The 23438-nt window shown below is 38.2% G+C and carries 39 protein-coding genes and 1 pseudogene; 1 reads left to right on the top strand and 39 read right to left on the bottom strand.

From position 1 onward, the window contains the following. Positions 1 to 140: 140 nt before the first annotated feature. The 39 genes and pseudogenes from pnuC to rpsJ all read right to left on the bottom strand — a co-directional run bounded on the left by pnuC (position 141) and on the right by rpsJ (position 22604). Positions 141 to 923, bottom strand: coding sequence for a nicotinamide riboside transporter PnuC (gene pnuC, locus FD20_RS09080; RefSeq protein ID WP_057737892.1), 783 nt, complete (start codon positions 921 to 923; stop codon positions 141 to 143). Between the two features lie 265 nt (positions 924 to 1188). Then, positions 1189 to 1386 (bottom strand): hypothetical protein, encoded by a 198-nt coding sequence (locus FD20_RS09075; protein WP_057737890.1) that lies wholly within the window; start codon positions 1384 to 1386, stop codon positions 1189 to 1191. 191 nt (positions 1387 to 1577) lie between these two features. Then, positions 1578 to 2264, bottom strand: a pseudogene (locus FD20_RS09070) (IS30 family transposase); the annotation flags it as partial. Positions 2265 to 2410: 146 nt separating this feature from the next. After that, complete coding sequence (locus tag FD20_RS09065; RefSeq protein ID WP_235807748.1) at positions 2411 to 3667, bottom strand: IS110 family RNA-guided transposase; 1257 nt, start codon at positions 3665 to 3667, stop codon at positions 2411 to 2413. 277 nt (positions 3668 to 3944) lie between these two features. Next, positions 3945 to 4337, bottom strand: coding sequence for a 30S ribosomal protein S9 (rpsI, locus tag FD20_RS09060; protein ID WP_057737886.1), 393 nt, complete (start codon positions 4335 to 4337; stop codon positions 3945 to 3947). A 12-nt stretch (positions 4338 to 4349) separates the two neighbouring features. Beyond that, positions 4350 to 4793, bottom strand: a complete 444-nt coding sequence (gene rplM / locus FD20_RS09055; RefSeq protein WP_057737884.1) for a 50S ribosomal protein L13 — start codon at positions 4791 to 4793, stop codon at positions 4350 to 4352. 123 nt (positions 4794 to 4916) lie between these two features. Then, positions 4917 to 5696: a tRNA pseudouridine(38-40) synthase TruA gene (truA, locus tag FD20_RS09050; RefSeq protein WP_057737882.1), complete on the bottom strand. Its 780-nt coding sequence runs from the start codon at positions 5694 to 5696 to the stop codon at positions 4917 to 4919. Positions 5697 to 5714: 18 nt separating this feature from the next. Continuing rightward, positions 5715 to 6512 carry an energy-coupling factor transporter transmembrane component T family protein gene (locus FD20_RS09045; RefSeq protein ID WP_057737880.1) on the bottom strand — a complete coding sequence of 266 codons (798 nt, stop codon included), beginning with the start codon at positions 6510 to 6512 and terminating at the stop codon, positions 5715 to 5717. Beyond that, a complete protein-coding gene (locus FD20_RS09040) occupies positions 6505 to 7380 on the bottom strand; it encodes an energy-coupling factor ABC transporter ATP-binding protein (RefSeq protein WP_057737878.1) in 876 nt (291 codons plus the stop codon). The genes FD20_RS09045 and FD20_RS09040 overlap by 8 nt, the downstream gene beginning before the upstream one ends. Next, the gene (locus FD20_RS09035; protein ID WP_057737876.1) at positions 7356 to 8195 is read right to left on the bottom strand and encodes an energy-coupling factor ABC transporter ATP-binding protein; all 840 of its coding nucleotides are present in this window, start codon (positions 8193 to 8195) and stop codon (positions 7356 to 7358) included. Before FD20_RS09035 ends, FD20_RS09040 begins: the two co-directional genes overlap by 25 nt. 298 nt (positions 8196 to 8493) lie before the next feature. Next, positions 8494 to 8877 (bottom strand): 50S ribosomal protein L17, encoded by a 384-nt coding sequence (gene rplQ / locus FD20_RS09030; RefSeq protein ID WP_057737874.1) that lies wholly within the window; start codon positions 8875 to 8877, stop codon positions 8494 to 8496. A gap of 26 nt (positions 8878 to 8903) precedes the next feature. Beyond that, positions 8904 to 9848: a DNA-directed RNA polymerase subunit alpha gene (locus tag FD20_RS09025; RefSeq protein WP_057737872.1), complete on the bottom strand. Its 945-nt coding sequence runs from the start codon at positions 9846 to 9848 to the stop codon at positions 8904 to 8906. Positions 9849 to 9932: 84 nt separating this feature from the next. Then, positions 9933 to 10322, bottom strand: a complete 390-nt coding sequence (gene rpsK, locus FD20_RS09020; RefSeq protein ID WP_057737870.1) for a 30S ribosomal protein S11 — start codon at positions 10320 to 10322, stop codon at positions 9933 to 9935. A gap of 30 nt (positions 10323 to 10352) precedes the next feature. Beyond that, positions 10353 to 10718, bottom strand: a complete 366-nt coding sequence (rpsM, locus tag FD20_RS09015) for a 30S ribosomal protein S13 (RefSeq protein ID WP_057737868.1) — start codon at positions 10716 to 10718, stop codon at positions 10353 to 10355. Positions 10719 to 10743: 25 nt separating this feature from the next. Then, positions 10744 to 10857 carry a 50S ribosomal protein L36 gene (gene rpmJ, locus FD20_RS09010; protein ID WP_057737866.1) on the bottom strand — a complete coding sequence of 38 codons (114 nt, stop codon included), beginning with the start codon at positions 10855 to 10857 and terminating at the stop codon, positions 10744 to 10746. Positions 10858 to 10891: 34 nt separating this feature from the next. Further along, positions 10892 to 11110 (bottom strand): translation initiation factor IF-1, encoded by a 219-nt coding sequence (gene infA / locus FD20_RS09005; protein WP_003689399.1) that lies wholly within the window; start codon positions 11108 to 11110, stop codon positions 10892 to 10894. A gap of 186 nt (positions 11111 to 11296) precedes the next feature. After that, positions 11297 to 11950, bottom strand: a complete 654-nt coding sequence (locus FD20_RS09000; RefSeq protein ID WP_057737894.1) for an adenylate kinase — start codon at positions 11948 to 11950, stop codon at positions 11297 to 11299. A 159-nt stretch (positions 11951 to 12109) separates the two neighbouring features. Continuing rightward, complete coding sequence (gene secY / locus FD20_RS08995) at positions 12110 to 13405, bottom strand: preprotein translocase subunit SecY (protein ID WP_057737864.1); 1296 nt, start codon at positions 13403 to 13405, stop codon at positions 12110 to 12112. After that, the gene (gene rplO, locus FD20_RS08990; RefSeq protein WP_057737862.1) at positions 13405 to 13839 is read right to left on the bottom strand and encodes a 50S ribosomal protein L15; all 435 of its coding nucleotides are present in this window, start codon (positions 13837 to 13839) and stop codon (positions 13405 to 13407) included. The genes secY and rplO overlap by 1 nt, the downstream gene beginning before the upstream one ends. 46 nt (positions 13840 to 13885) lie before the next feature. Further along, positions 13886 to 14068 (bottom strand): 50S ribosomal protein L30, encoded by a 183-nt coding sequence (rpmD, locus tag FD20_RS08985; protein ID WP_057737860.1) that lies wholly within the window; start codon positions 14066 to 14068, stop codon positions 13886 to 13888. 13 nt (positions 14069 to 14081) lie between these two features. Next, on the bottom strand, positions 14082 to 14582 hold the full coding sequence (gene rpsE / locus FD20_RS08980; RefSeq protein ID WP_057737858.1) for a 30S ribosomal protein S5: 501 nt from the start codon (positions 14580 to 14582) through the stop codon (positions 14082 to 14084). Between the two features lie 21 nt (positions 14583 to 14603). Then, positions 14604 to 14969 carry a 50S ribosomal protein L18 gene (rplR, locus tag FD20_RS08975; protein ID WP_057737856.1) on the bottom strand — a complete coding sequence of 122 codons (366 nt, stop codon included), beginning with the start codon at positions 14967 to 14969 and terminating at the stop codon, positions 14604 to 14606. Between the two features lie 39 nt (positions 14970 to 15008). Then, positions 15009 to 15545, bottom strand: a complete 537-nt coding sequence (gene rplF, locus FD20_RS08970) for a 50S ribosomal protein L6 (RefSeq protein ID WP_057737854.1) — start codon at positions 15543 to 15545, stop codon at positions 15009 to 15011. 30 nt (positions 15546 to 15575) lie between these two features. Continuing rightward, positions 15576 to 15974 (bottom strand): 30S ribosomal protein S8, encoded by a 399-nt coding sequence (gene rpsH / locus FD20_RS08965; RefSeq protein ID WP_057737852.1) that lies wholly within the window; start codon positions 15972 to 15974, stop codon positions 15576 to 15578. A 27-nt stretch (positions 15975 to 16001) separates the two neighbouring features. After that, complete coding sequence (locus tag FD20_RS08960) at positions 16002 to 16187, bottom strand: type Z 30S ribosomal protein S14 (protein ID WP_034989709.1); 186 nt, start codon at positions 16185 to 16187, stop codon at positions 16002 to 16004. A gap of 13 nt (positions 16188 to 16200) precedes the next feature. After that, entirely contained in the window at positions 16201 to 16743 is a 543-nt protein-coding gene (rplE, locus tag FD20_RS08955; protein WP_057737850.1) for a 50S ribosomal protein L5, read from the bottom strand. Positions 16744 to 16763: 20 nt separating this feature from the next. Next, positions 16764 to 17093 (bottom strand): 50S ribosomal protein L24, encoded by a 330-nt coding sequence (gene rplX, locus FD20_RS08950; RefSeq protein ID WP_057737848.1) that lies wholly within the window; start codon positions 17091 to 17093, stop codon positions 16764 to 16766. A gap of 33 nt (positions 17094 to 17126) precedes the next feature. Continuing rightward, the gene (gene rplN / locus FD20_RS08945) at positions 17127 to 17495 is read right to left on the bottom strand and encodes a 50S ribosomal protein L14 (protein ID WP_057737846.1); all 369 of its coding nucleotides are present in this window, start codon (positions 17493 to 17495) and stop codon (positions 17127 to 17129) included. Between the two features lie 69 nt (positions 17496 to 17564). Continuing rightward, on the bottom strand, positions 17565 to 17831 hold the full coding sequence (rpsQ, locus tag FD20_RS08940; protein WP_057737844.1) for a 30S ribosomal protein S17: 267 nt from the start codon (positions 17829 to 17831) through the stop codon (positions 17565 to 17567). 26 nt (positions 17832 to 17857) lie between these two features. Next, positions 17858 to 18052, bottom strand: a complete 195-nt coding sequence (gene rpmC / locus FD20_RS08935; RefSeq protein WP_057737842.1) for a 50S ribosomal protein L29 — start codon at positions 18050 to 18052, stop codon at positions 17858 to 17860. After that, positions 18042 to 18476 carry a 50S ribosomal protein L16 gene (rplP, locus tag FD20_RS08930; protein ID WP_057737840.1) on the bottom strand — a complete coding sequence of 145 codons (435 nt, stop codon included), beginning with the start codon at positions 18474 to 18476 and terminating at the stop codon, positions 18042 to 18044. Before rplP ends, rpmC begins: the two co-directional genes overlap by 11 nt. 3 nt (positions 18477 to 18479) lie before the next feature. Then, positions 18480 to 19136 (bottom strand): 30S ribosomal protein S3, encoded by a 657-nt coding sequence (gene rpsC, locus FD20_RS08925; protein ID WP_057737838.1) that lies wholly within the window; start codon positions 19134 to 19136, stop codon positions 18480 to 18482. A gap of 13 nt (positions 19137 to 19149) precedes the next feature. Next, positions 19150 to 19497: a 50S ribosomal protein L22 gene (rplV, locus tag FD20_RS08920; RefSeq protein WP_057737836.1), complete on the bottom strand. Its 348-nt coding sequence runs from the start codon at positions 19495 to 19497 to the stop codon at positions 19150 to 19152. 14 nt (positions 19498 to 19511) lie between these two features. Then, positions 19512 to 19796, bottom strand: coding sequence for a 30S ribosomal protein S19 (rpsS, locus tag FD20_RS08915; protein WP_057737834.1), 285 nt, complete (start codon positions 19794 to 19796; stop codon positions 19512 to 19514). Between the two features lie 51 nt (positions 19797 to 19847). Then, on the bottom strand, positions 19848 to 20678 hold the full coding sequence (gene rplB / locus FD20_RS08910) for a 50S ribosomal protein L2 (RefSeq protein WP_057737832.1): 831 nt from the start codon (positions 20676 to 20678) through the stop codon (positions 19848 to 19850). Between the two features lie 25 nt (positions 20679 to 20703). Beyond that, positions 20704 to 20988, bottom strand: coding sequence for a 50S ribosomal protein L23 (gene rplW, locus FD20_RS08905; protein ID WP_057737830.1), 285 nt, complete (start codon positions 20986 to 20988; stop codon positions 20704 to 20706). Next, on the bottom strand, positions 20988 to 21611 hold the full coding sequence (rplD, locus tag FD20_RS08900) for a 50S ribosomal protein L4 (protein ID WP_057737828.1): 624 nt from the start codon (positions 21609 to 21611) through the stop codon (positions 20988 to 20990). Before rplD ends, rplW begins: the two co-directional genes overlap by 1 nt. Positions 21612 to 21634: 23 nt before the next feature. Then, the gene (gene rplC / locus FD20_RS08895) at positions 21635 to 22264 is read right to left on the bottom strand and encodes a 50S ribosomal protein L3 (protein WP_057737826.1); all 630 of its coding nucleotides are present in this window, start codon (positions 22262 to 22264) and stop codon (positions 21635 to 21637) included. A gap of 31 nt (positions 22265 to 22295) precedes the next feature. Beyond that, on the bottom strand, positions 22296 to 22604 hold the full coding sequence (gene rpsJ, locus FD20_RS08890) for a 30S ribosomal protein S10 (RefSeq protein WP_034989694.1): 309 nt from the start codon (positions 22602 to 22604) through the stop codon (positions 22296 to 22298). Between the two features lie 266 nt (positions 22605 to 22870). Between rpsJ and FD20_RS08885 the strand changes: the two genes are divergently transcribed. Beyond that, a complete protein-coding gene (locus FD20_RS08885) occupies positions 22871 to 23422 on the top strand; it encodes a cysteine hydrolase family protein (RefSeq protein ID WP_057737824.1) in 552 nt (183 codons plus the stop codon). Positions 23423 to 23438 lie beyond the last annotated feature (16 nt).

Genomic DNA, 23438 nt, shown 5'->3' with positions numbered 1-23438 from the left:
AATTATGGCACAACTGTTCAGAAATTTATGTACCAAATACTAGGATAGGAGCATAATTTATTAAATAATAGTACAAATTTTTTTGTGTATTTTTTGCATAAAAATAATCAAGACAAAAGTCTTGATATACATTTAAAAAATTATTTAACTGTCATTTTTCCTGTTTCATTTTGTCCGCGAAACCAACCTTTTTTACTAAAGAATGCATACATATCATTTAAGAAGAACACACTATAACTAAAGATCAAAGCGAAATTACCATCTCCCTGCAACATTGTTTGTGTCCATAGAGCAATTGTAAACACAGAACTAATAGTCCATACAAAATACTGTTCACGTTTTCGATTCAATTCTAGCAATGATCCAGTGATGGCCATTGCCAAATTTAAACTATCTAAGAAAACACGCGGATCACTAGTTAAACTAAAGATATAGTAGAGAACTCCCCATGCCAAAACGAAGAAACCAATGTATGCTATCCATTCAAATCGGTTCTTAAGTTTTTCAGCTTGAATATTATCATTCCATTTCGGATCTAAAATACAGAAAAAATCAAGGAAAAGCAAATACCCAATTTGCTCCCAAGCAGTTGCATAATTTCCTGCCATAAAGCCTACTGAAGCAATGCAAACAGCTGACGTTGCTCCTAACCAACCTTGAATCCCAGATCGATTCGAAATTCCGATTACGCAGGCAACTGAAAGGTTTCCACCAATAAAGCCTAGGATTGCTACTGTCGGGTTAACTGCATAAGATTGGAACAAAGAGATGGTTTGTAAAATAAGATTAAACACAAGCAATCCATAACTTAATTTCCCCCACCCCTTACACTGATTAAACAACCACTTTAAATAACCTTTTTTAAAAACATTTTTTGAATAAGTTGGTAAATTTGATAAAACATCTGCATACCGATTAAACATAAATATAAATCTCTCCCTTAATTATATTAGCTTTTTAGCTTGTCCAGCTACATCCAATTTTCTAGTGACATAGCCTTTTATTTGTATACCCTATATGTTTACTTAGTAGTATGGTGACCCCCGTATTCTAATAACCACCACCTCCTCCTCAATTATTTATCTATTTCTACATACTTGTTAAGCCAATAAATTATTCCACTGCGCTCCCTGAAGGTCACAAATAATTTTGTTAGCCTTAACTTATTTGCGTATAATTCCTTTTCTTCTACCAAAATCTAAGAATCCCCTCTAAAATATTTATAATTGCTGTTATGGTTAACACCGCCCAAACAACTTGATATGTTGATTTTGAGTCTTTTTTACCAATCCGCCAATCTCCTAACACTAGGTGGTCTGCCACAGAATATACCATCCACACCACAATTAACATACCTGTCAAAATACCCTGTACGTTAGCTGCCAATTATTTAACACCCTCTTTAATATCTACTTTATACCAGTATCGACAAAGAGCTGAATTGTTTACTTCAAACATATTTTCAGAGGCATTGAATAATTGATTTGCTAATTCTTTATCCTCTTTACTGATATTAAATAAACCTGAATTGTCAAACCAAGTGCAACACTTTGATCTATTCTAATAAATTGGTATAGCTAGTCAGCTAGTTCGGGAACAATGTCCGCAGGGCATTTATACCCCAAGCACTTTCTTGGACGGTGATTAAGTGTGTACTGAACTTCCTGAATATCAACTAGTGATGAGTTTTTGAATGATTTTCCCTTTGGAAAGAACTCACGTAGAAGACCATTGGTATTTTCATTAGTCCCACGTTCCCAAGGAGAATATGGATGTGCAAAGTAGATATTTGTTCCAGAAACATCGTTTAACAAAGAGAACTCACTGCCATTATCAAAAGTAACAGTGTGAAAGTGCTGTGATTCGTAATCATCAATAATTGCCTGAAGTGCCCTTTGACAGGTCTGTTCATGATAATTGGGTAACTTGACAATGATCTCTAAACGGCTGTAACGTTCTGTCAACGTCATTAGTGCTGGTTCAGATTCAACCCGTTTTGCTTTGACCAAGTCACCTTCCCAATGGCCACACTCAGAACGACTCTCAACAACCGATGGACAAAGTTCAATTGATTGACCCAAGATTTTCTTATTTGTTCGGTTATGATGACGACCATGATGTTTGATCCTACGGCGTAGTTTCATGGGTAAATCTTGATTGCGTAATGATAGTCGATTGTCATCAATATATCGATACACCGTTGGTGTTGAAGGGCAAATTTGGTTTGGATATTTCTGCTTAAACCAATTCGAAAATGAATTGATTTTCTCATAAAAATTTCTCATCAACAGCGGTTCTAATATGATGTCAAATACCAACTCAATTAAAAAAGAGTACACTAAAAAGTGATAGCTTTTAACGAGAAAAAACTGTCATAAATATCAACTATACTGGTATTTAAATAGTCTGCTTAACGGGAAGTTCTCGCGTAATTATAAATTTGGTTTGTGCGGACCAAATTCATAATCGTCCTATCAAGTCTGTTCACACAAGCAATCATGGCAACCATATCCGGTTTAGGGTGTGGTCCTTTTTTTAGCTTATAGTAGTAATCTACAATGTGATTATCAATACGTGCTTTATTTCTAAGCATAGATCTAATCATTTCAAACATAATATAACGGGCACTACTTTGACCTCTCCGATTAATCCGATCAGCTTCTTTGAATCCTCCGGATTGGATTCGTCGTAAATCTATTCCAACGTAAGCATTTAATTGCTTATAGCTTGGGAATCTCGCTATTTTTCCTGTAAAGCCTAGTAACAGCGCCGTTGATATTTCTCCCGCCCCAGGAATACTCGTAATGAGTTTAAACTCCGGAAAAGTTTTCGCGTAATTGATCAATTGGCGCTTTAATAAGTCATGGGCCTGATTATATTGCTGAATCTCTTCGCAATAACTATGGATTTGGCTAATTATAAATGAGTCTGCAGATTGTGCAGGATATGATAATTGGCCTGCTTGCCAGACTCCTTTGCATCTACGTACAATTAAATCCGAACGGATTTTATGACTTACCGAGCTAATGATTTGTTTTGCCATCGTTCCTGGAATATATCCTATTAAAAAATCAGGGTGGGGAAAGAGGCTAACAAAAGTTAAGCCGAGCACTGATCGAATTGGGTTAAATATATCGTTTAACTCGGGAAACGTTTGATCAAGTGCGGCATGTAAATGATTGATAATCTGGGATCTCTCCTTAGTTATTTCTAGATAGCGGTGTGCCATTAAATGAAGTTGCTCATATGGCCTTGAATATGGTCTACGACCATGAATCAGTGACTTCTGATCAACAATTCCCAGGAGTGCTAGTTTAACTGTATCTGAACGGTCTGTCTTTTGCCTTCTCAACCCCGCCATGCGAATTGAGGACTCCAAAGGATTTATTTCAAGGTAATTCATTTCTTCATCGATGAAAAAACGAGTAAGAACTCTAGAATAAATACCAGTCGTTTCAAATACTGCCATGACTGGCAAATCACTCGCAATTATTGACTTGAGCTTTGCCAATCCAGATTTATTATGGATAATCTGAAATTCCTTAACAACCGTATGATCGTGTAAAAGAGCACAATTACTCTTTCCACGACTCACATCAATACCTAAAACGTGCACTTTATCGCCTTCCATATATTTTTGAGGTAACAACTTCGCAGATTCGTTCATTTTCTATATTCGATCTCAAGGACCAACATCCTAAATCTAACTGTTCACTACGTGTTGTTGGGCCAGTTTGACACTCGGAATTTATATTCCACTGATGTTGACGACCTCAACCTCAATTTAAGTATAGTAAAAGAGGTATCAAGATTGTCGTCACAATCTTGATACCTCTTACTTTAGGATGTTTGACAAAGAGCCTAAATTATACTTATGTATCGGTATATAAAAAAACACCTCTCCCAAAAAAAGAGAAGTGTCCTTAACTTTAATAAACCAAATATTAACGTTTTGAAAATTGTGGAGCTTTACGAGCTTTCTTAAGACCTGGTTTCTTACGTTCTTTCATACGTGCATCACGAGTTAATAAACCAGCACGTTTCAAAACGCCACGGAAATCTGGGTCGATTTCAAGCAAAGCGCGAGCAATTCCATGACGAACTGCACCGGCTTGACCAGAAAAGCCACCGCCATTAACATTAACAAAAACATCATATGAACCTGTTGTTTCTGTAGCTTCAAATGGCTGAACCATAACTTTACGTAAGTTAGCAAATGGAATATATTCTTCTGCAGATTTGCCGTTCATTGTAATCTTGCCCGTTCCGGGTGCTAAAATAACACGCGCAACAGAGTCCTTACGACGGCCTGTTCCTCTATATTGTACTTGAGCCAATTAAGTTTCCTCCTAGATTAAGTTTGTGATATCCAATACTTCTGGTTGTTGAGCTTCATGCTTGTGATCTGCACCACGATAAACATGCAACTTCTTAGCTTGTGCTTTCCCGAGTGTTCCTTTTGGAAGCATTCCTTTAATTGATAAAGCAATTAACTTCTCAGGATCATTTTGACGGAATTCACCAGCAGTACGGCTCTTCAAACCACCTGGATGATCTGTATGATGATAATAAATTTTACGTTCTGCTTTATGACCTGTCAAACCAATCTTTTCTGCATTAATAACGATAACGAAATCACCTGTATCAACGTTAGGCGTAAATGTCGGCTTATTCTTGCCACGCAAGACAGAAGCCACAACTGAGGACAAGCGTCCCAGTGGAACATCAGTTGCATCTACGACATACCATTTACGTTCCACTTCACCTGGTTTTGCAATATATGTTGTACGCACGTTTTATTTCCTCCATTTTTATATGCTTGTTTGACGCAAAATAAGTTTCCGGGGCCTACTGTGGGGCAAACAATACCAGATACTATGATACTTTTTTTAGTCTCTAAAGTCAATGATTAAAAATTAATTAGTTATATTGTTTGCATTGTTTTCTTTATAATAGACCTTTTTTAAATATAATCCACTGGCTGGAGCAGTGGCACGGCACTGGTTACGATCCTTTACTTTATACAACCTCAAAAAATCATGAATAGGTCGCTTACCATTTCCAATTTCGAGTAGCGCTGCCACCATAATTCTTACTTGATTATACAAAAAACCATTACCATAGAACTCAAAAATAATTTCTCTGTTGTCGCAATCTTGTTTAACAGTTGCATCATAGATAGTTCGAACATGGCTTTTTGTTTGACTTCCAGAAGCAACAAAACTTGAAAAATCATGCGTCCCAATAACATCTGGTAAAGCTTCCTCCATTAATTCAATGCTCAATGGATATTTATAATGTCCAGTATAAAACCGTTTGAACGGATCGACAAATCGTCCTAGACTAACACGATACAAATAACGTTTGCCATGAGTCGTGAAACGTGCATGAAATGTTGGCGCAACACGTTTGGCATCTAAAATTTCAATATCCAAAGGTAAAAGACTATTCAAGCCATTTACAATTCCCTTTTCTGGAATGTCATTTTCAAGATCGAAATGAACAACCTGCGCCAACGCATGAACTCCAGCATCCGTTCTTCCTGACCCAAAAATATGCACAAAAGACGGCGCTGTGCTCATCTTATTGACAGCCGTTTCCAACACCGACTGAACAGTTCTCTGATTAGGTTGACTCTGAAATCCTGCAAAGTTAGTACCATCATAGGCTAGAGTAACCATATATCTATTCGTCATCTTTTTCTCACCATTCCATTACCAATTTCGCAAATATAATAATATAGTTGTTAAAAAAACAAATGCAACGCAGGCCAACGTATCCTTTAGTCTCCAAAAATGTACACGATACTTTGTTCGCCCTTCTCCGCCACGATATCCTCTTGCCTCCATTGCCGTTGCAAGGTCTTCGGCCCGATTAAAAGAACTGACAAACAGCGGAATCAAAAGCGGTACGACCGCCTTGATCTGCTGCATAATACTTCCTTCTCCAAAATTAACTCCCCTTGAACGTTGTGCATTCATTATTTTCTCCGTTTCATCCATTAAAGTTGGAACAAAACGCAAGGCAATCGACAGCATTAACGAGATTTCATAAACTGGCACTTTAATTTTTTTCAAAGGCGACATAAGACTTTCCAGTGCATCCGCGATCTCTAATGGTGCAGTTGTCAACGTCAATAACGTTGACATAAAAATAATCAAAACAAAACGACAAAAAACGTAACTGCCGTTAATTACACCTGAACTAGTTAGCGATAGAGGGCCAAATTGCCAATAAACTGTTCCTCCACGTGAAAAAAAGACTTGCAGTATTACAGTAAATAAGATAAGCCAAATTAAAGGTCTCACACCTTTTAAAAAAAAGCTAAAGCTAACTTTGGATAAGAGAACACATGCTACCGTAAAAACTGAAAGCAGTGCATATGTCTGCCAGTTGTTAGCAAGAAAAATAACAATAATGAAGTAAAAACTTAAAATAAGCTTTGAACGCGGATCCAGTCGGTGAATAATCGATTTTCCTGGGATGTAGCGGCCTAAAATTACTTTATTCAGTTTGATTGCCCCCTCTCTTCAAGGAATCGACTATATCAGCCGCAAGCTCTTTTTCTGTTAACGGCATTTTATCGAAAAAAAACTTTCCGGTTTTCTGCAATTCATATGCAAATTTTGTTGCTTTAGGTAAAGCAAGGTGATGTTTGAGAAGCCATTGAGGATCTTTAAAGATTTCCTTCGGCGCCGCAGCAGCAATAACTTCCCCTTTCTCTAAGACTATTGTATGATCTGCGTAATTGGCCACATCATCCATTTGATGTGTCACCAAAACGATCGTCAAATGCTGTTGCTGATGCAATTTTTCAAACATTTGCATCATTTCAAGACGGCCCTTAGGATCAAGACCCGCTGTTGGTTCATCGAGAACCAGAACGTCTGGCTTCATCGCTAAAATACCAGCAATCGCAACACGACGCATTTGTCCACCAGACAATTCAAAAGGTGAACCATTAAGAATATTGGCAGGCAAACCTACTAAGTCAGCCATTTCAACAGCAATTTTTTCTGCTTCCTCTTTAGTCTTACCAAAATTTTTAGGTGCAAAAGCAATGTCTTTAACTACCGTCTCCTCAAAAAGCTGTGCTTCAGGAAATTGAAAAACAATACCAACATGCTTTCTTAATTCACCAAGTTCCTTATTCTTCGTGCTGGAAGTTATCGTCTTGTCTGCAATCGTCACACGTCCGCTAGAAGGCCTTAAAAGTCCATTCAGGTGTTGTAGCAAGGTCGACTTTCCACTCCCTGTATGGCCGATAATAGCCGTATAACTGCCCTCAGGAATAGAAACAGTTACATTTCTTAAAGCTTCATGTTCAAAAGGCGTCCCTGCTTGATAGACATAATTTAATTTTTCGAAACGAATTGACACAACCAGTCCACCATCCCTTTTTCAGTAAGATATTGCTGCGGTACGCTAATTCCATAATTTTTGATTTCATTTTTTAATTTCTCTGAAAATGGAACATCAAGACCGCTTTCAATCAAAGCAGCACCACGTTGAAACACATTTTCTGGTTTATCATTTTGTACCAAAACACCATCATCAATCACAACAACCCTTTGGGCTAGAGATGCTTCTTCGATATCATGAGTTATTGAAATAACGGTAAAATCATTTTCTTGATTTAAATTTTTAATAAGTTGAATAATTTCTTTTCTTCCTTCAGGATCTAGCATACTTGTTGCTTCATCCAGAATAATTATTTTAGGGCGCAGAGCGATAACACCCGCTAAAGCGACCCTTTGCTTTTGACCGCCAGACAAACGTTCAGGCTCGTGCTGTGCAAACTCCCACATACCTACGCTTTCAAGTGCCGTTCTCACACGTTCAATCATTTGTTCTCTTGGAATACCCTGATTTTCCAAACCAAAAGCAACGTCTTCTTCAACATTTGCTCCTACAAATTGATTATCAGGATTTTGGAATACCATCCCAATATGTTTTCGAATATCCCATAGAGTATCTGACGTCAACTGAGTTCCCGCAATTTTTATTGTGCCATTTTTAGGAACAAGCAAACCATCGATCAATTTTGCGAGAGTACTTTTTCCACTCCCATTATGTCCAATCACGGCCACCCACGCTCCGGTAGAAACTTTCAAATTAAGATGACTTAAAGCTTCTCGTTCTTGTTGTGGGTACTGAAAAGATAGATCTGAAATCTCAATTATCGGTTCTCCCATGGATGTCTCCCTCTTACATTTTTATACAGACTATCATACCATAACTGTGACAAATCAGCTGTAAACAATCCACAGTATTGCTATTTTTAATAGATTTGTTTTAACTTCAAAAAAACCGAGACTAAGAAATGCCTTCACATCTCAGTCTCGGTAAAAATATTAAAATTATAGAAATAAAAAATCACTTTTTATAACGAAAGTTTCCCATCTATAAGATGGTACTTAGGACTAGACTCGGTTTAACCCCAACATCGTAACGCCCAGTTATCGTTATAAAAGTGACAAATAGAACTAGATATTAATCGACTAACTCAAGAACAACTAACTTAGCAGCATCGCCGCGACGTTCACTCATCTTGAGAATACGTGTATATCCACCGTTGCGTTCAGCATAACGAGGAGCAACTTCTGCAAATAACTTTTGCAAAGCCGATTGAATAGTAATGTCATCGCCATCTTCTTTAACATCGGCAACAACATCCATTAAAAAGGCAGCAGCACGTCGACGTGCAACCAAATCACCTTTTTTGCCAAGCGATATCATTTTTTCAGCTGTTTTGCGCACTTCTTTTGCACGGGTTTCAGTTGTAACGATTTTTCCGTTAACAATCAAATCCGTTGTCAAATTACGCAGCATTGATTTACGATGAGCGCTTGTGCGTCCTAACTTGCGGTAACTCATGAATAATTTCCCTCCCTCAACAAATATTAGTCATCATGACGTAATGATAAACCAAGATCGATTAACTTGTTTTTAACCTCTTCAAGTGACTTACGTCCTAAGTTACGAACTTTCATCATGTCAGCCTCTGATTTATTCGTTAACTCTTGAACAGTATTGATACCTGCACGCTTCAAACAGTTGTAAGAACGAACTGATAAATCAAGCTCCTCAATCGTCATTTCAAGCATTTTTTCTTTATGTGTTTCTTCCTTTTCAACCATGATTTCAGCATTCTTAGCTTCATCAGTCAAATCAACAAATAAAGTCAAATGCTCTGTTAAAATCTTCGCAGATAAACTAATCGCCTCACTTGGTGTAATAGAACCATTAGTCCAAACATCAAGCGTCAATTTATCATAATCATCTTTTTGACCAACACGCGTTTTTTCTACTTGATAGTTGACACGTTCAATCGGGGTATAAATTGAGTCGATTGGCAAAACACCGATCGGCATTTCATCAGACTTAGCTTTGTTTTCATCAGCTGAAACGTAGCCGCGCCCAGTATTAGCAGTCATCCGAACATGGAATGACGCCCCTTCTGCCACTGTACAAATGTACAAATCTGGATTCAAGACTTCAACTTCACTGCTGCCCTGAATATCTCCAGCTGTAACTTCTATAGGCCCTGTAACATTGATTTCCAATGTCTGATCCTCTTCAGAATCAATACGCAAAGCAACTTTTTTCAAATTCAAAATAATTTGCGTTACATCCTCAAGTACTCCTTTTATGGTTGAGAATTCATGCAAAACACCATCAATTTGAATGTTTGTTATTGCTGCTCCAGGTAAGGAAGAAAGCAGAATTCGGCGAAGAGAATTACCTAATGTTGTACCGTAACCACGTTCAAGAGGTTCTACAACAAATTTGCCATAATTAGGACTTTCTTCAATTTTATGAATTTTTGGTTTTTCAAATTCGATCATTCTTATCTTTACCCCTTTCAAAACGTAACGTGTAATCTGGCGAAAACATTATGAAGATTTACCTCAAAATGAATATGAGCCACATTAAACACGACGGCGTTTTGGAGGACGACACCCATTATGAGGAACAGGCGTAACATCGCGAATTGACGTCACTTCAAGACCTGTTGTTTGTAAAGCACGAATTGCAGCTTCACGACCAGAACCTGGCCCCTTAACAGCAACTTCGACACTCTTCATACCATGTTCCATTGAACCCTTTGCAGCAGCTTCAGCAGCCATTTGAGCAGCAAATGGTGTTGATTTACGACTACCTCTAAACCCTAATGAGCCAGCTGATGCCCATGAAACTGCATTTCCATGAACATCGGTAATCATAACGAGTGTATTGTTAAACGTTGAATGAATATGTGCAATTCCGCTTTCAATATTTTTCTTGACGCGGCGTTTACGTGAACCTTTTTTAACTGCCATGAACTAGCTAACCTCCTTTTATTATATTATTTAATTTTTTCTGCCGGCAATTGATGCGGCTGGGCCTTTACGTGTATGCGCGTTGTTCTTGGTATTTTGACCACGAACAGGTAAATGACGGCGATGACGTAAGCCTCGGTATGAGCCAATTTCAGACAGACGTTTAATATTTAAGCTAACTTCACGACGAAGATCACCTTCGACTTTGTAGCTATCAACAACTGCACGAATTTTATCTTCCTGATCAGTTGTTAAATCACGCACACGAATATCTTCAGAAACACCTGCTTCTGCCAAAATCTTTTGTGCGCTTGAATTACCGATTCCATAAATGTAAGTTAAGCCGATTACGATACGCTTATCACGTGGTAAATCGACACCTGCAATACGAGCCATAACAATTACACCTCCTAATTATTTATTATCCTTGACGTTGTTTGTGTTTTGGATTTGAACATATAACCATAACACGACCCTTGCGCTTAACTACTTTACAGTGTTCGCACATTGGTTTTACTGATGGTCTTACTTTCATGAATTATACCTCCCAAATGTATTTGAAGTACAATCTATTTAAAGCGATAGGTAATGCGACCCTTAGTCAAATCGTAAGGGGACATCTCAACCGTCACTTTATCGCCAGGCAGAATACGAATGTAATGCATTCTAATCTTACCTGAAACGTGAGCTAAAATTTCATGTCCGTTTTCGAGTTCAACCTTGAACATCGCATTGGGTAACGTTTCTTTGATCGTACCCTCAATTTCAATCACATCATCTTTCGCCACGCAAAAGTACCTCCTTAAATGGTTTTATAACTTAACACGCAAATCCGTGAACCAATCGAAAAGATTGGTTCGCTTGTTTCCGCAAGCTAATCCATCCAAATGGACAGACTAATCCTATAGAAAAGATAAACCTGGAATAGTATATCATCCCAACCTTATTATTGCAAGCTTCAGTACGTAAAAATATTATTTTAAATCATCCAAAATTTTCTTTACATCAGCAAAGACTTTTTGAATTTCTTGATTTCCATTTACTTCATATAAAATATTTTTTTGTTTATAAAAGTCAAGTAATGGTGTATTCATTTTAATATTCACATCTAGACGTTTTTTGACAGTTTCTGGTTTATCATCTTCACGTTGGAAAAATTCTTTTCCTCCACAACGATCACAGACACCTGCGATTTTAGTCGGGTTAAATACTTTATGGTAAGTTGCACCGCAATTGCGGCAAATATAACGACCTGTTAGACGTTCTAGCAAAGACGCTGGGTCAACGTGAATATTAATAACACCAACTAATTTTCGATCTAATTCTTGTCCAATTTCGTCTAATGCCTTTGCTTGGTCCATATTGCGCGGAAAGCCATCTAGCAGATAACCATTTTTTGTATCATCCTTGGCCAGTCTCTCGTTAACTATTCCATTAGTTACTTCATCAGGAACAAGTTCGCCCTTGTCGATAAAGCCTTTTGCTTTTAAACCCATTGGGGTTTCATTTTTGATAGCGGCCCTAAAAATATCTCCAGTTGAAATATGGGGAATCTTATACTGATCAACGATTCGTTCTGCTTGTGTTCCTTTTCCGGCCCCAGGAAGACCCATCAGCATTAAATTCATTGCAGTCATTTATAAAAAATCTCCTTTTTAATTTGTGATTAATAAAAGGTATTCTGCAGCAATTTTATAGGTGACAAACGACAAACGCTTGTGAATTAAGAAATACTGCAAAAATTAAAAAGTTGGCTCCACAAAAGTGCAGCCGAACTTTTTAAAATATTACCTGATAAAACCAACATATTCGCGTTTCATCATCATACCCTTGAGCTGTCTTATTGATTCCAAAGCAACACCAACAACAATTAAAAGGCTGGTACCACCTAAACCAATAGATTCATCAAGACCCCAAATATTTGAAGCAACAAGTGGAATCAATGATACTAGACCCAAGAAAATGGATCCGACTGAACTCAGACGCATCAACAAACGCGAAACATATTTTTCAGTTTCTTTTCCTGGCCAGACACTCGGAATATAACTACCCTGCTTTTGCAGATTTTCCGACAGCTTTTCAGGATTAACTTGCACAAAAGCATAGAAAAATGTAAAGAGAACAATCAAAACAGTATATAAAATCATTCCACCTGTCGCCTGCATATTAAAAATATTCGTCATGACACGATACCAAGTATCTTCAGAATGATTTTGCGTAAATGCCATTAAAATTGTCTGTGGTGTAGCAATAAAAGAGCTCGCAAAAATGACTGGGATAACACCAGCAACATTTATTTTGAGTGGTAAATAAGAACTCTCTGTTGCACCTGCCAAACGACGAGTATATTGAATTGGAATTTTGTAATTAGCCTGTTGAACATATGTAACAAATGCAACAATGACCAACACAGCGATGATTAAGATAGCAACAAACAAAATGCCTTTCCAATAATCGCTCGATGACGCGTCCAAAAATTGTTCTGTATATATTTGTTGAACACCTGTTGGAACTCGAGCTAGTATACCGGCCATAATGATCATTGAAATACCATTACCAAATCCACGATCGGTAATCATATCTCCTAACCAAGTTGTAAACATTGAACCTCCAGTTAAGATTAAACCAATACTAAAGTATGTTTCCATACCAGGGTTATTAACTAAATTCAAACTACTCAATGCATTAAAGCCCGCTGTAATCCCAATTGACTGTACAAACGCCAGCACAATAGTTAAATATCTTGTGGCCTGGTTAAGCTTTCTTCTTCCAACTTCACCTTGCTTACTCCATTCAACAAAGCGAGGAACTATATCCATCTGTAATAACTGAACAACAATCTGAGCAGTTATATATGGTGAGACACCCATCGCTAAAATTGAATAGTTCGTTAAGCCGCCACCACTAAAAGTATTTAAGATACTAACTAACCCTGAAGATGCAACACTATCTAAAGCTTTAGCGTTGATCCCAGGGACTGTGATATATGTGCCTAAACGAAATACAATCAAGACGCCTAACGTAAACAAAATCTTCTCACGAATATCTTTCACAGCTAAGGCGTTCTTCATTGTTTTAAGCATTAAATCACCTCAGCTTGACCGCCAACTGCTTCAATGGCATCTTTAGCAGCAGTTGAGAATTTATTAGCTTTTACAGTTAATTTTTTCGTCAACTTACCATTAGCTAAAACTTTTATACCATCTTTTTCATCTTTGATTACACCATTCTCAGCTAGCAATACTGGTGTAACTTCTGTTCCTTCGTTAAATTTCTCGAGTGTTTCCAGATTAACCACTGCGTATTCCTTGCGGTTAATATTTTGGAAACCGCGCTTAGGCATACGACGGAACAATGGCATTTGGCCACCTTCAAAACCTAAACGGACCTTTCCACGAGCTTTTTGACCTTTTTGGCCACGACCAGCCGTTTTACCGTTACCAGACGATGTACCGCGTCCAACACGATTACGAACTTTACGTGCTCCTTCACTTGCTTTTAACTCATGCAATTTCATCAGGTCGACACCTCCTTGTTGATATATTATAACATGTCATCAGTAATTAGTCGGCAACCGTAACTTCAACCAAATGATTGATTTTTGCAACGGCACCACGAGTTGCAGCATTATCAGGCAGGACAACTGAGCTTTGAACGCGGCCTAAGCCAAGAGCTTTAACAATGTCGCGTTGCTTCTGAGGACGCCCAATGACACTACTCGTTAACGTAACTTTTAAATTAACCACAAGTAAGTCCTCCTTATTCTGCTAAATGTTGTGTTGATACACCACGAAGAGAAGCAACGTCAGCAGCACTCTTCATTTTTGTTAAGCCATCCATCGTTGCACGGACAACATTGATTGGTGTATTTGAGCCAAGTGATTTACTTGTTACATCAGCAACACCAGCCAATTCCATAACGGCACGAACTGCACCACCGGCAGCAACTCCAGAACCAGCAATAGCAGGTTTCAACATAATGCGGCTTCCGCTATATTCGCCAACAACTTCATGTGGAAGTGTTTCTTCGACCATAGGAACCTTGATTAAGTTCTTACGAGCAGCTTCAACAGCTTTACGAATAGCATCAGGAACTTCTTGCGCTTTACCAGTACCAAAGCCAACGTGACCATTGTGGTCTCCCACAATAACTAAAGCTGCAAAACGCAGACGACGTCCACCTTTAACAACTTTTGTAATACGATTGATTGCAACAACACGATCTTCTAAATCTAATTGAGCTGGATCAATAAAAGTCATAAATGCGTTTCCCTCCTTTTCCTAAAAGTCTAATCCATTCTTACGAGCAGATTCAGCAAGTGCTTCGATACGGCCATGGTAAAGATCCCCGCCACGATCAAAAACTACTTCTTTGATACTCTTTTCAGCTGCACGTTTTGCAACAACTTCACCGACAGAAGCAGCTTGCTCTGTCTTTGTACCGCCGTTGACTTCACTATCTAATGTAGAGGCACTAACTAGCGTCACACCCGCTACGTCATCAATTACTTGAGCGTAGATGTTTTTGTTTGAACGATAAACATTTAAGCGTGGGCACTTAGCTGTACCAGATATCTTACCACGAACACGCAGATGACGCTTTTGACGTGTCTTATTCTTGTCTGGTTTTGAAATCACTATATTCACCTCTTGAATTTTTTTCTCTTGTTTCGCTAAGACTGTTGATTACTTACCAGTCTTACCTTCCTTACGACGAACATATTCGCCAACATAACGGATACCCTTGCCTTTATAAGGCTCTGGTGCACGAGTCAAACGAATTTGAGCTGCCAAATCTCCAACAGCTTGCTTTGAAATTCCGGACACAGTAATTGCAGTTGCAGAAGGTGTCTCTAACTTCAAACCTTCCCAAGCTTCAAACTCAACTGGATGTGAATAACCAACATTCAGAACAAGCTTGTTGCCTTTCATTTGTGCACGATAACCAACACCACGAAGTTCCAATTCTTTCTTGAAACCTTCCGTTACACCAACTACCATATTGTGAAAGTTAGCTCTTGTTGTACCATGCAAAGCTTTAGTCTTGCTATCATCACTTGAACGATCAAATGAAACAACATTACCTTCTATTTTCATAGTAATTTTATCAGTAAATTCACGTGTAATTTCACCTTTTGGACCTTTAACAGTCACAGCATTGCCGTTTGTTTTAACTTCAACACCTTCAGGTAATACAACGTCTTTATAACCAATTCGACTCACGGTTGTTACACCTCCTTGTGATATCTAATTTTACCAAACGTAAGCTAATACTTCGCCGCCAATATTTTTAGCGCGGGCTTCTTTATCTGTCATAACCCCTTCTGAGGTAGAGATAATTGCAATCCCGAGTCCATTCAATACTTTAGGGACTGCGTCAGCTTTAACGTATGAACGTAAACCTGGTTTTGAAATACGCTTGATACCGGAAATAACACGTTCACTGTTCTTTCCATATTTTAAGAACACACGAATGATTCCTTGCTTATCATCATCGATATATTCAGCATCACGTACAAAACCTTCATTTTTAAGAATTTCAGCAATATCGTGCTTAATTTTTGATGCAGGTACTTCAAGTGATTCATGCTTTGCTAAATTAGCATTACGAACACGAGTCAAGAAGTCTGCTATTGGATCAGTCATGACCATTTGTTTGCCCTCCTTTACTTTATTGGATTACCAGCTAGCCTTTTTCATCCCAGGAATTTGACCTTTATGTGCAAGATCTCTCAGGCAAACACGGCATAACTTAAACTTGCGATAAACTGAATGTGGACGACCACAACGTTCACAGCGTGTATATTCTTGCGTCGAGAACTTAGCTTGGCGTTTGTTCTTTATAATTTGCGACTTTTTAGCCAATGTGAAACCCCCTTTATTTAGCGAATGGCATTCCTAATTGCGTCAATAATTCTTTAGATTCTTCATCACTGTTAGCAGTTGTAACAATGACAATATCCATTCCACGAACTTTATTAACATCATCAAAATCAATTTCAGGAAAAATCAATTGTTCGCGGATACCCAATGTATAGTTTCCACGACCGTCAAATGCACGTTTGCTAACCCCATGAAAATCACGAACACGTGGTAATGAGACTGAAACTAATTTATCCAAGAAATCGTACATCCGCTGACCACGTAAAGTAACTTTAGTTCCAATTGGCATGCCTTCACGTAAACGGAAACCAGCGATTGATTTCTTAGCTTTAGTAATAACAGGTTTTTGCCCTGCAATCAAAGTTAATTCCTCAACAGCCTCATCCAAATTCTTAGCATTACTTACAGCATCACCAACACCCATATTGATAACAATTTTATCAACTTTAGGTGCCTGCATAACTGAAGTATAACTAAACTTTTCTATTAAAGATGGGACAACTTCTTTATCATATTTTTCTTTTAAACGATTACCCATGAAGAGAGTATCCTCCTTCCCTATTCTTTGTCCTCTGGCGCATTATTCAAAACTTCACCAGTTTTTTTGGATACACGGACTTTTTTGCCGTCGACAACTTTAACACCTGCACGAGTTGCTTCGTTATTAGATGGGTCAATTAACATAACATTTGAAGCATGAATCGGTGCCTCAACTTCAACGATTCCACCATTAGGATTGGCATTAGTTGGTTTTTGATGTTTTTTTATAATATTTACACCTTTTACGATCACGCGGTTTTTTTCAGGTAAAACTTTTTCAACAATGCCTTCTTTACCCTTATCTTTTCCAGCGATCACTTTAACTTTATCATTCTTTTTTACAAACATTTTGTTCCGCACCTCCTTACCAAAATGGTTTTTTTACAATACCTCAGGTGCTAAGGAAACAATCTTCATGAAGTTTCCGTCACGCAATTCACGAGCAACTGGTCCAAAAATACGTGTACCCTTTGGTGATTTGTCATCGCCAATGATTACAGCAGCATTTTCATCGAATTTGATATATGAACCGTCTGCACGATGTGCACCGAATTTTGTACGAACAATTACTGCTTTAACAACATCGCTCTTTTTGACAACACCACCTGGCGTTGCTTGTTTGACAGTAGCAACTACTATGTCACCAATACTTGCAGTCTTAACACGAGAACCACCCAAAATTTTAATTACTAAAAGTTCACGAGCACCCGAGTTATCAGCGACCTTTAAACGACTTTCTTGTTGGATCACAGTATGTGACCTCCTTTCGTTAACGAATCAGAATACGAATCAAAGTACATTTTATTTAGCAACTAATTGCTAAATAATAACTGCTTTTTCAACGACATCTAATAAGCGGAAACGCTTTGTAGCTGACAATGGACGAGTTTCCATAATTTTCACGACATCTCCAACTTTTGCTTCGTTTTTCTCATCGTGTGCCTTAAATGTCTTGGAATACTTAACACGCTTGCCATAAACTTTATGATTCTTATATGTTTCAACGACAACTGCAATTGTTTTATCCATTTTGTCCGAAACAACACGTCCTTGATAGACTTTACGTTGGTTACGAGCTTCAGTCATACTTTATTTGCCTCCTTTTCGTATTCTTACTTGTTGATTTCTTGTTGACGCAATGCTGTTTTTATACGAGCAATCGTCTTGCGTACTTCACCTAAGCGTGCCGTATTTTCTAATTGTCCGGTAGCTAATTGGAAGCGCAGATTAAAAAGTTCTTCTTTGAACTGTTTCTCTTTTTCAAGCATTTCAGCAGTGGTTAATTCATTAATTTCTTTAGTCTTCATTTGATTCGCCACCTACTTCCTCACGTTTTACAACCTTAGTTTTCACTGGGAGTTTGTGGGAAGCTAATCGTAATGCTTCACGAGCAACTTCTTCGGAAACGCCGCCTACTTCAAACATGATTTTCCCACGTTTTACTGGAGCTACCCAACCTTCAGGAGCACCTTTCCCAGAACCCATACGAACACCAATAGCTTTGGCTGTGTATGACTTATGAGGGAAAATTTTAATCCAAACTTTCCCACCACGTTTCATATAACGTGTTATCGCAACACGAGCTGCTTCGATTTGGCGGTTTGTAATCCAATGTGAATCAACAGCTTGTAAACCATAATCACCAAAAGCAACAGACTTACCGCCCTTTGCTTCGCCACGCATCTTACCACGGAACTCACGACGATGCTTTGTACGTTTTGGTACTAACATAGACTATTTCCCTCCTTTACGATTATCTTTCTTTGCAGGAAGAACTTCACCACGATAAATCCAAACTTTAACGCCTAATTTACCATAAGTTGTGGTTGCTTCTACCCAAGCATAATCGATATCAGCGCGAAGTGTATGCAATGGAACTGTACCTTCAGAAAAATGTTCTACACGTGACATATCTGCCCCGTTCAAACGTCCAGCAACCTGAACTTTAATTCCTTTTGCACCAGAACGCATTGTACGCTGGATACCTTGCTTCATTGCACGACGAAATGCAACACGATTTTCCAATTGTACTGCAATGTTTTCACCAACTAATTGAGCATCTAAATCAGGTCTCTTGATCTCAATAATGTTAATGTGAACTCTTTTACCTGTTAAACTATTTAATTCTTTACGAAGCTTTTCAACTTCAGATCCACCTTTACCGATAACCATACCAGGTTTTGCTGTATGGATTGAAACATTAACACGCTTTGCAGCACGTTCAATTTCAACGGTAGAGACAGATGCATCGGCTAACTTTTTTTGAATGTATTCACGGATGTGTAAATCTTCGTGCAAGTTAGTTGCAAAATCTTTTTCAGCATACCATTTTGCATCCCAGTCACGAATGATTCCGACACGTAATCCCGTTGGATTTACTTTTTGACCCACGCATTATCCCTCCTTATTTTACTGATACAACAACAGTTATATGACTTGTACGTTTGTTAATTGGAGAAGCAGAACCCTTGGCACGTGGACGGAAACGCTTGAGCGTTGGTCCTTCGTTGGCATAGGCTTCACTTACTACCAAATCCTCAACATCTAAATCAAAGTTATTTTCCGCATTTGCAATTGCAGAGTTCAGCACTTTTTCAATAATTTCAGATCCAGCTCTTGGTGTGAACTTTAAAATTCCTAATGCTTCAGCGACACTTTTACCGCGGATTAGATCGATCACCAGACGTGCTTTACGTGCAGGGATTCGAACTGTTTTGGCAGTTGCATTTGCTGATGTTACTTGTTCAGCCATTTTTATACCCTCCCTTACTTAGCTACTTCTGTCTTCTTATCTACACTGCCATGACCATGGAATGTACGTGTAGGAACAAATTCACCTAATTTATGTCCGACCATATCTTCTTGAACATATACTGGGACATGCTTCCGCCCGTCATACACAGCGATTGTATACCCGATAAAACTAGGGAAAATTGTTGAACGACGTGACCACGTCTTAATAACAGTCTTTTTTTCTTGATCTGCTTGTGCTTCAATCTTTTTCATAAGATGTGCATCTGCAAATGGTCCTTTTTTTAAACTACGACTCAATGTGAATCCTCCTTTCGGATCAGCTCTACTCTTTACGCGCCAACACCGTAATTATTTATTTCGTTTACGTACAATAAACTTATCAGATTGGGCCTTCTTAGAACGAGTCTTATAACCCATCGTTTTCTTACCCCATGGAGACATAGGACTTGGACGACCAACAGGAGCTTTACCTTCACCACCACCATGAGGGTGATCGTTAGGGTTCATTACTGAACCACGAACTGTAGGACGTTTACCTGCCCAACGCGTACGACCAGCTTTACCAATTTTGATAAGTTCATGTTGTTCATTTCCAACAGCCCCGATTGATGCGCGACATGTTGCGAGAATCATACGAACTTCACCTGATGTAAGCTTAACAAGCACATATTTTCCTTCTTTACCAAGGATTTGTGCTGAAGCCCCAGCTGAACGAACTAATTGTCCGCCCTTTCCTGGCTTTAATTCAATGTTGTGTACAATTGTACCAACTGGAATATCAGAAAGTGCCAAAGTATTACCAACTTTGATATCAGCATCTTTACCAGATTGGACTACTTGTCCTACGACAAGGCCCTTTGGTGCAAGAATATATGATTTAACCCCATCAGCGTACACAAGTAATGCAATATTTGCTGAACGATTTGGATCATATTCAATAGATTTAACTGTTGCAGGCACTTCGTCTTTAATTCGTTTGAAATCGATCAAACGATATTGACGTTTGTGTCCGCCACCACGATGGCGAACTGTAATACGACCATAGCTGTTACGGCCAGCCGTTTTGCTTTGTGATTCAAGTAATGATTTTTCTGGAGTTGTCTTTGTTATTTCAGAAAAATCTGAACCAGTCATATTACGACGTCCGTTTGAGGTTGGTTTAAATTTTTTGATCCCCAAGTGAATTCCCTCCTATTAATTATTTTTATTCTTCGAATAATTTGATTTCTTTTGAGTCAGAACTCAAAGTAACAATAGCTTTGCGGCGCTTTTTCGTATAGCCAGCGTAACGACCCATACGTTTGAGCTTTCCTCTAACATTCATGATGTTTACTTTAACAACTTTAACATCAAAAATTTCTTCAATAGCTTTTTTGACTTGTACTTTAGTTGCATGTACGTCTACATCAAATGTATAGCGCTTATCATCCATATCTGCCATAGATGCTTCAGTAACAACCGGCTTTAAAATAATTTTGCGTGATTCCATTATGCAAGAACCTCCTCTACTTGAGAAAGAGCTTCTTGAGTCATGACTAACTTATCATTGTTGATTACATTTAAGACATTAACGCCTTTAGAATCAACGACCGTAACATTCTTCAAGTTACGAGCTGAAAGAGCAGCTAAGTCATTGCCATCTTCAAGAACTACTAAAACTTTCGTATTAACATTTAAGTTATCTAAAACTTCTGCAAAAGCCTTTGTCTTTGGTTGTTCAAAAGACAATTTGTCTACTATTAGCAAACCTTCATCTAATACTTTTTGTGAAAGAACAGATTTGATTGCTAAACGACGAACCTTTTTAGGAAGTTTATAACTATATGATCTTGGTGTTGGTCCAAATACTGTTCCACCACCAACCCATTGTGGTGAACGGATCGATCCTTGGCGGGCACGACCTGTTCCTTTTTGACGCCATGGTTTTTTTCCACCGCCAGAAACAGCACTTCTGTTTTTCACAGCATGTGTACCCTGACGTAATGATGCTCGTTGCATAACGACTGCATCAAAAACAACATTGTTATTTGGTTCGATACCAAAAACAGTTTCGTTTAACTTAACTTCACCGTTTTTGCTACCATCTTGTTTGAATAATGCAACTGTTGGCATTTAAAATTCCTCCCTTCCTCGAATTAGTTTTCTTTAGTTGAACCTGTGATTGTCAGTAATGATTTATTTGCACCTGGTACATTGCCCTTGATTAACAAAACATTATTATCTGTGTCAGCCTTAACAATCTCTAAGTTTTTGATTGTTACGCGTTTGCCACCCATACGTCCTGGCAATAACTTGCCTTTGAAGACGCGGTTAATAATAACACCCATTGAACCTGGGCGACGATGATAGCGAGAACCATGGGCCATAGGTCCACGTGCTTGTCCCCAACGTTTAATGTTACCTTGGAAGCCATGTCCCTTCGATGTACCTGAAACATTAACGATGTCGCCTGTTTCAAAAACATCTGCCTTGACTTCGTCACCGACTTTGTATTCTCCAAGCTCAACATCCTTAATTTCACGAATGAAGCGCTTAGGAGCAGTTTTTGCTTTTGCTGCATGACCTTTAGCAGGTTTGTTTGCCAAAACTTCACGAAGATCATCAAAGCCTAATTGAACTGCTTCGTAACCATCATTCTCGACTGTTTTAACTTGTAAAACAACGTTAGCACCAACTTCAACAACTGTTACTGGAACTAATTCGCCATTTTCAGTAAAAACTTGTGTCATACCTACTTTTTTACCTAAGATTCCTTTTGTGGTCATGAGTACACCTCCAATTTATTTTTATTTATAATTATAATTTGATTTCAATATCAACGCCACTTGGTAGATCTAACTTCATTAATGAATCAACCGTTTTTGGTGTTGGATTAACAATATCAATCAAGCGCTTATGTGTACGGATTTCAAACTGTTCACGTGAATCCTTGTATTTATGTGGTGAACGGATAACCGTATATAAAGTACGCTCTGTTGGTAATGGAATTGGGCCAGAAATTGCAGCACCAGTTCTCTTTGCTGTTTCAACAATCTTATCAGCAGATTGATCTAAAGTACGATGTTCATATGCCTTTAAGCGAATACGAATCTTTTGTTTTGCCATTGTGTTCCCTCCTTCGTCTATTTTAAAAAACAAGACTAGCTCCGCAAAAATTCCCGCCGCGCCCCATGGCAAAGCTTCCGGGCGTGTCGCAACCTTCTGCATCATAGCTTGAAATTCATTTTTTAGGTGCGCACTTGTCCCTAAAAACAAGTACTTATCCATAATACCCTTTTTTTTCGTCGATCGCAAGTTTTTTTTGAAGAACTGTTTTTTTTCTATTATTTGTTATATGATTTGTTTAACTATAGATATAGGAGGCTTTCAAGATGCCCAAAAAAGCACTTTTAATTATCGACTATACTAATGATTTCGTTCATGATAAAGGAGCATTAACTTGTGGAAAACCCGGTCAAAAAATCGAAGATACTATTCTTTCATTAGCCGATTCATTTTTAGCTAATAATGATTATGTTATTTTACCAACAGATTGTCATGAAGCCAATGATCCCTTTCATCCTGAAACAAGACTATTCCCTCCTCATAATATCGCACAGACTTGGGGACATGCATTTTACGGAAAATTGAGCGACTGGTATAAGAAGAATCATTCTCTTAAAAACGTATACTTTTTTGATAAAAATCGCTATTCTTCTTTTGCTAACACAAATCTAGAGAACTATCTACGCAGTCGAAAAATTACAGATATTCATTTAACTGGCGTTTGCACAGATATCTGTGTTCTTCATACAGCCGTTGATGCTTATAACAAAAATTTTAATTTATATATACATCAAGACGCAACAGCTAGTTTCGATCCCATCGGACATCAATGGGCTCTCAAACATTTTAAAAACTGTCTTGGAGCCAAGTTGGTTTAAAGAATAAAAAAAGAGA

This window comes from Liquorilactobacillus uvarum DSM 19971 (assembly GCF_001434935.1).
Lineage (GTDB): Bacteria > Bacillota > Bacilli > Lactobacillales > Lactobacillaceae > Liquorilactobacillus > Liquorilactobacillus uvarum.
The sequence above is the reverse complement of the archived record's forward strand: the minus strand, read 5'-3'. Positions and strand labels throughout refer to the sequence as shown.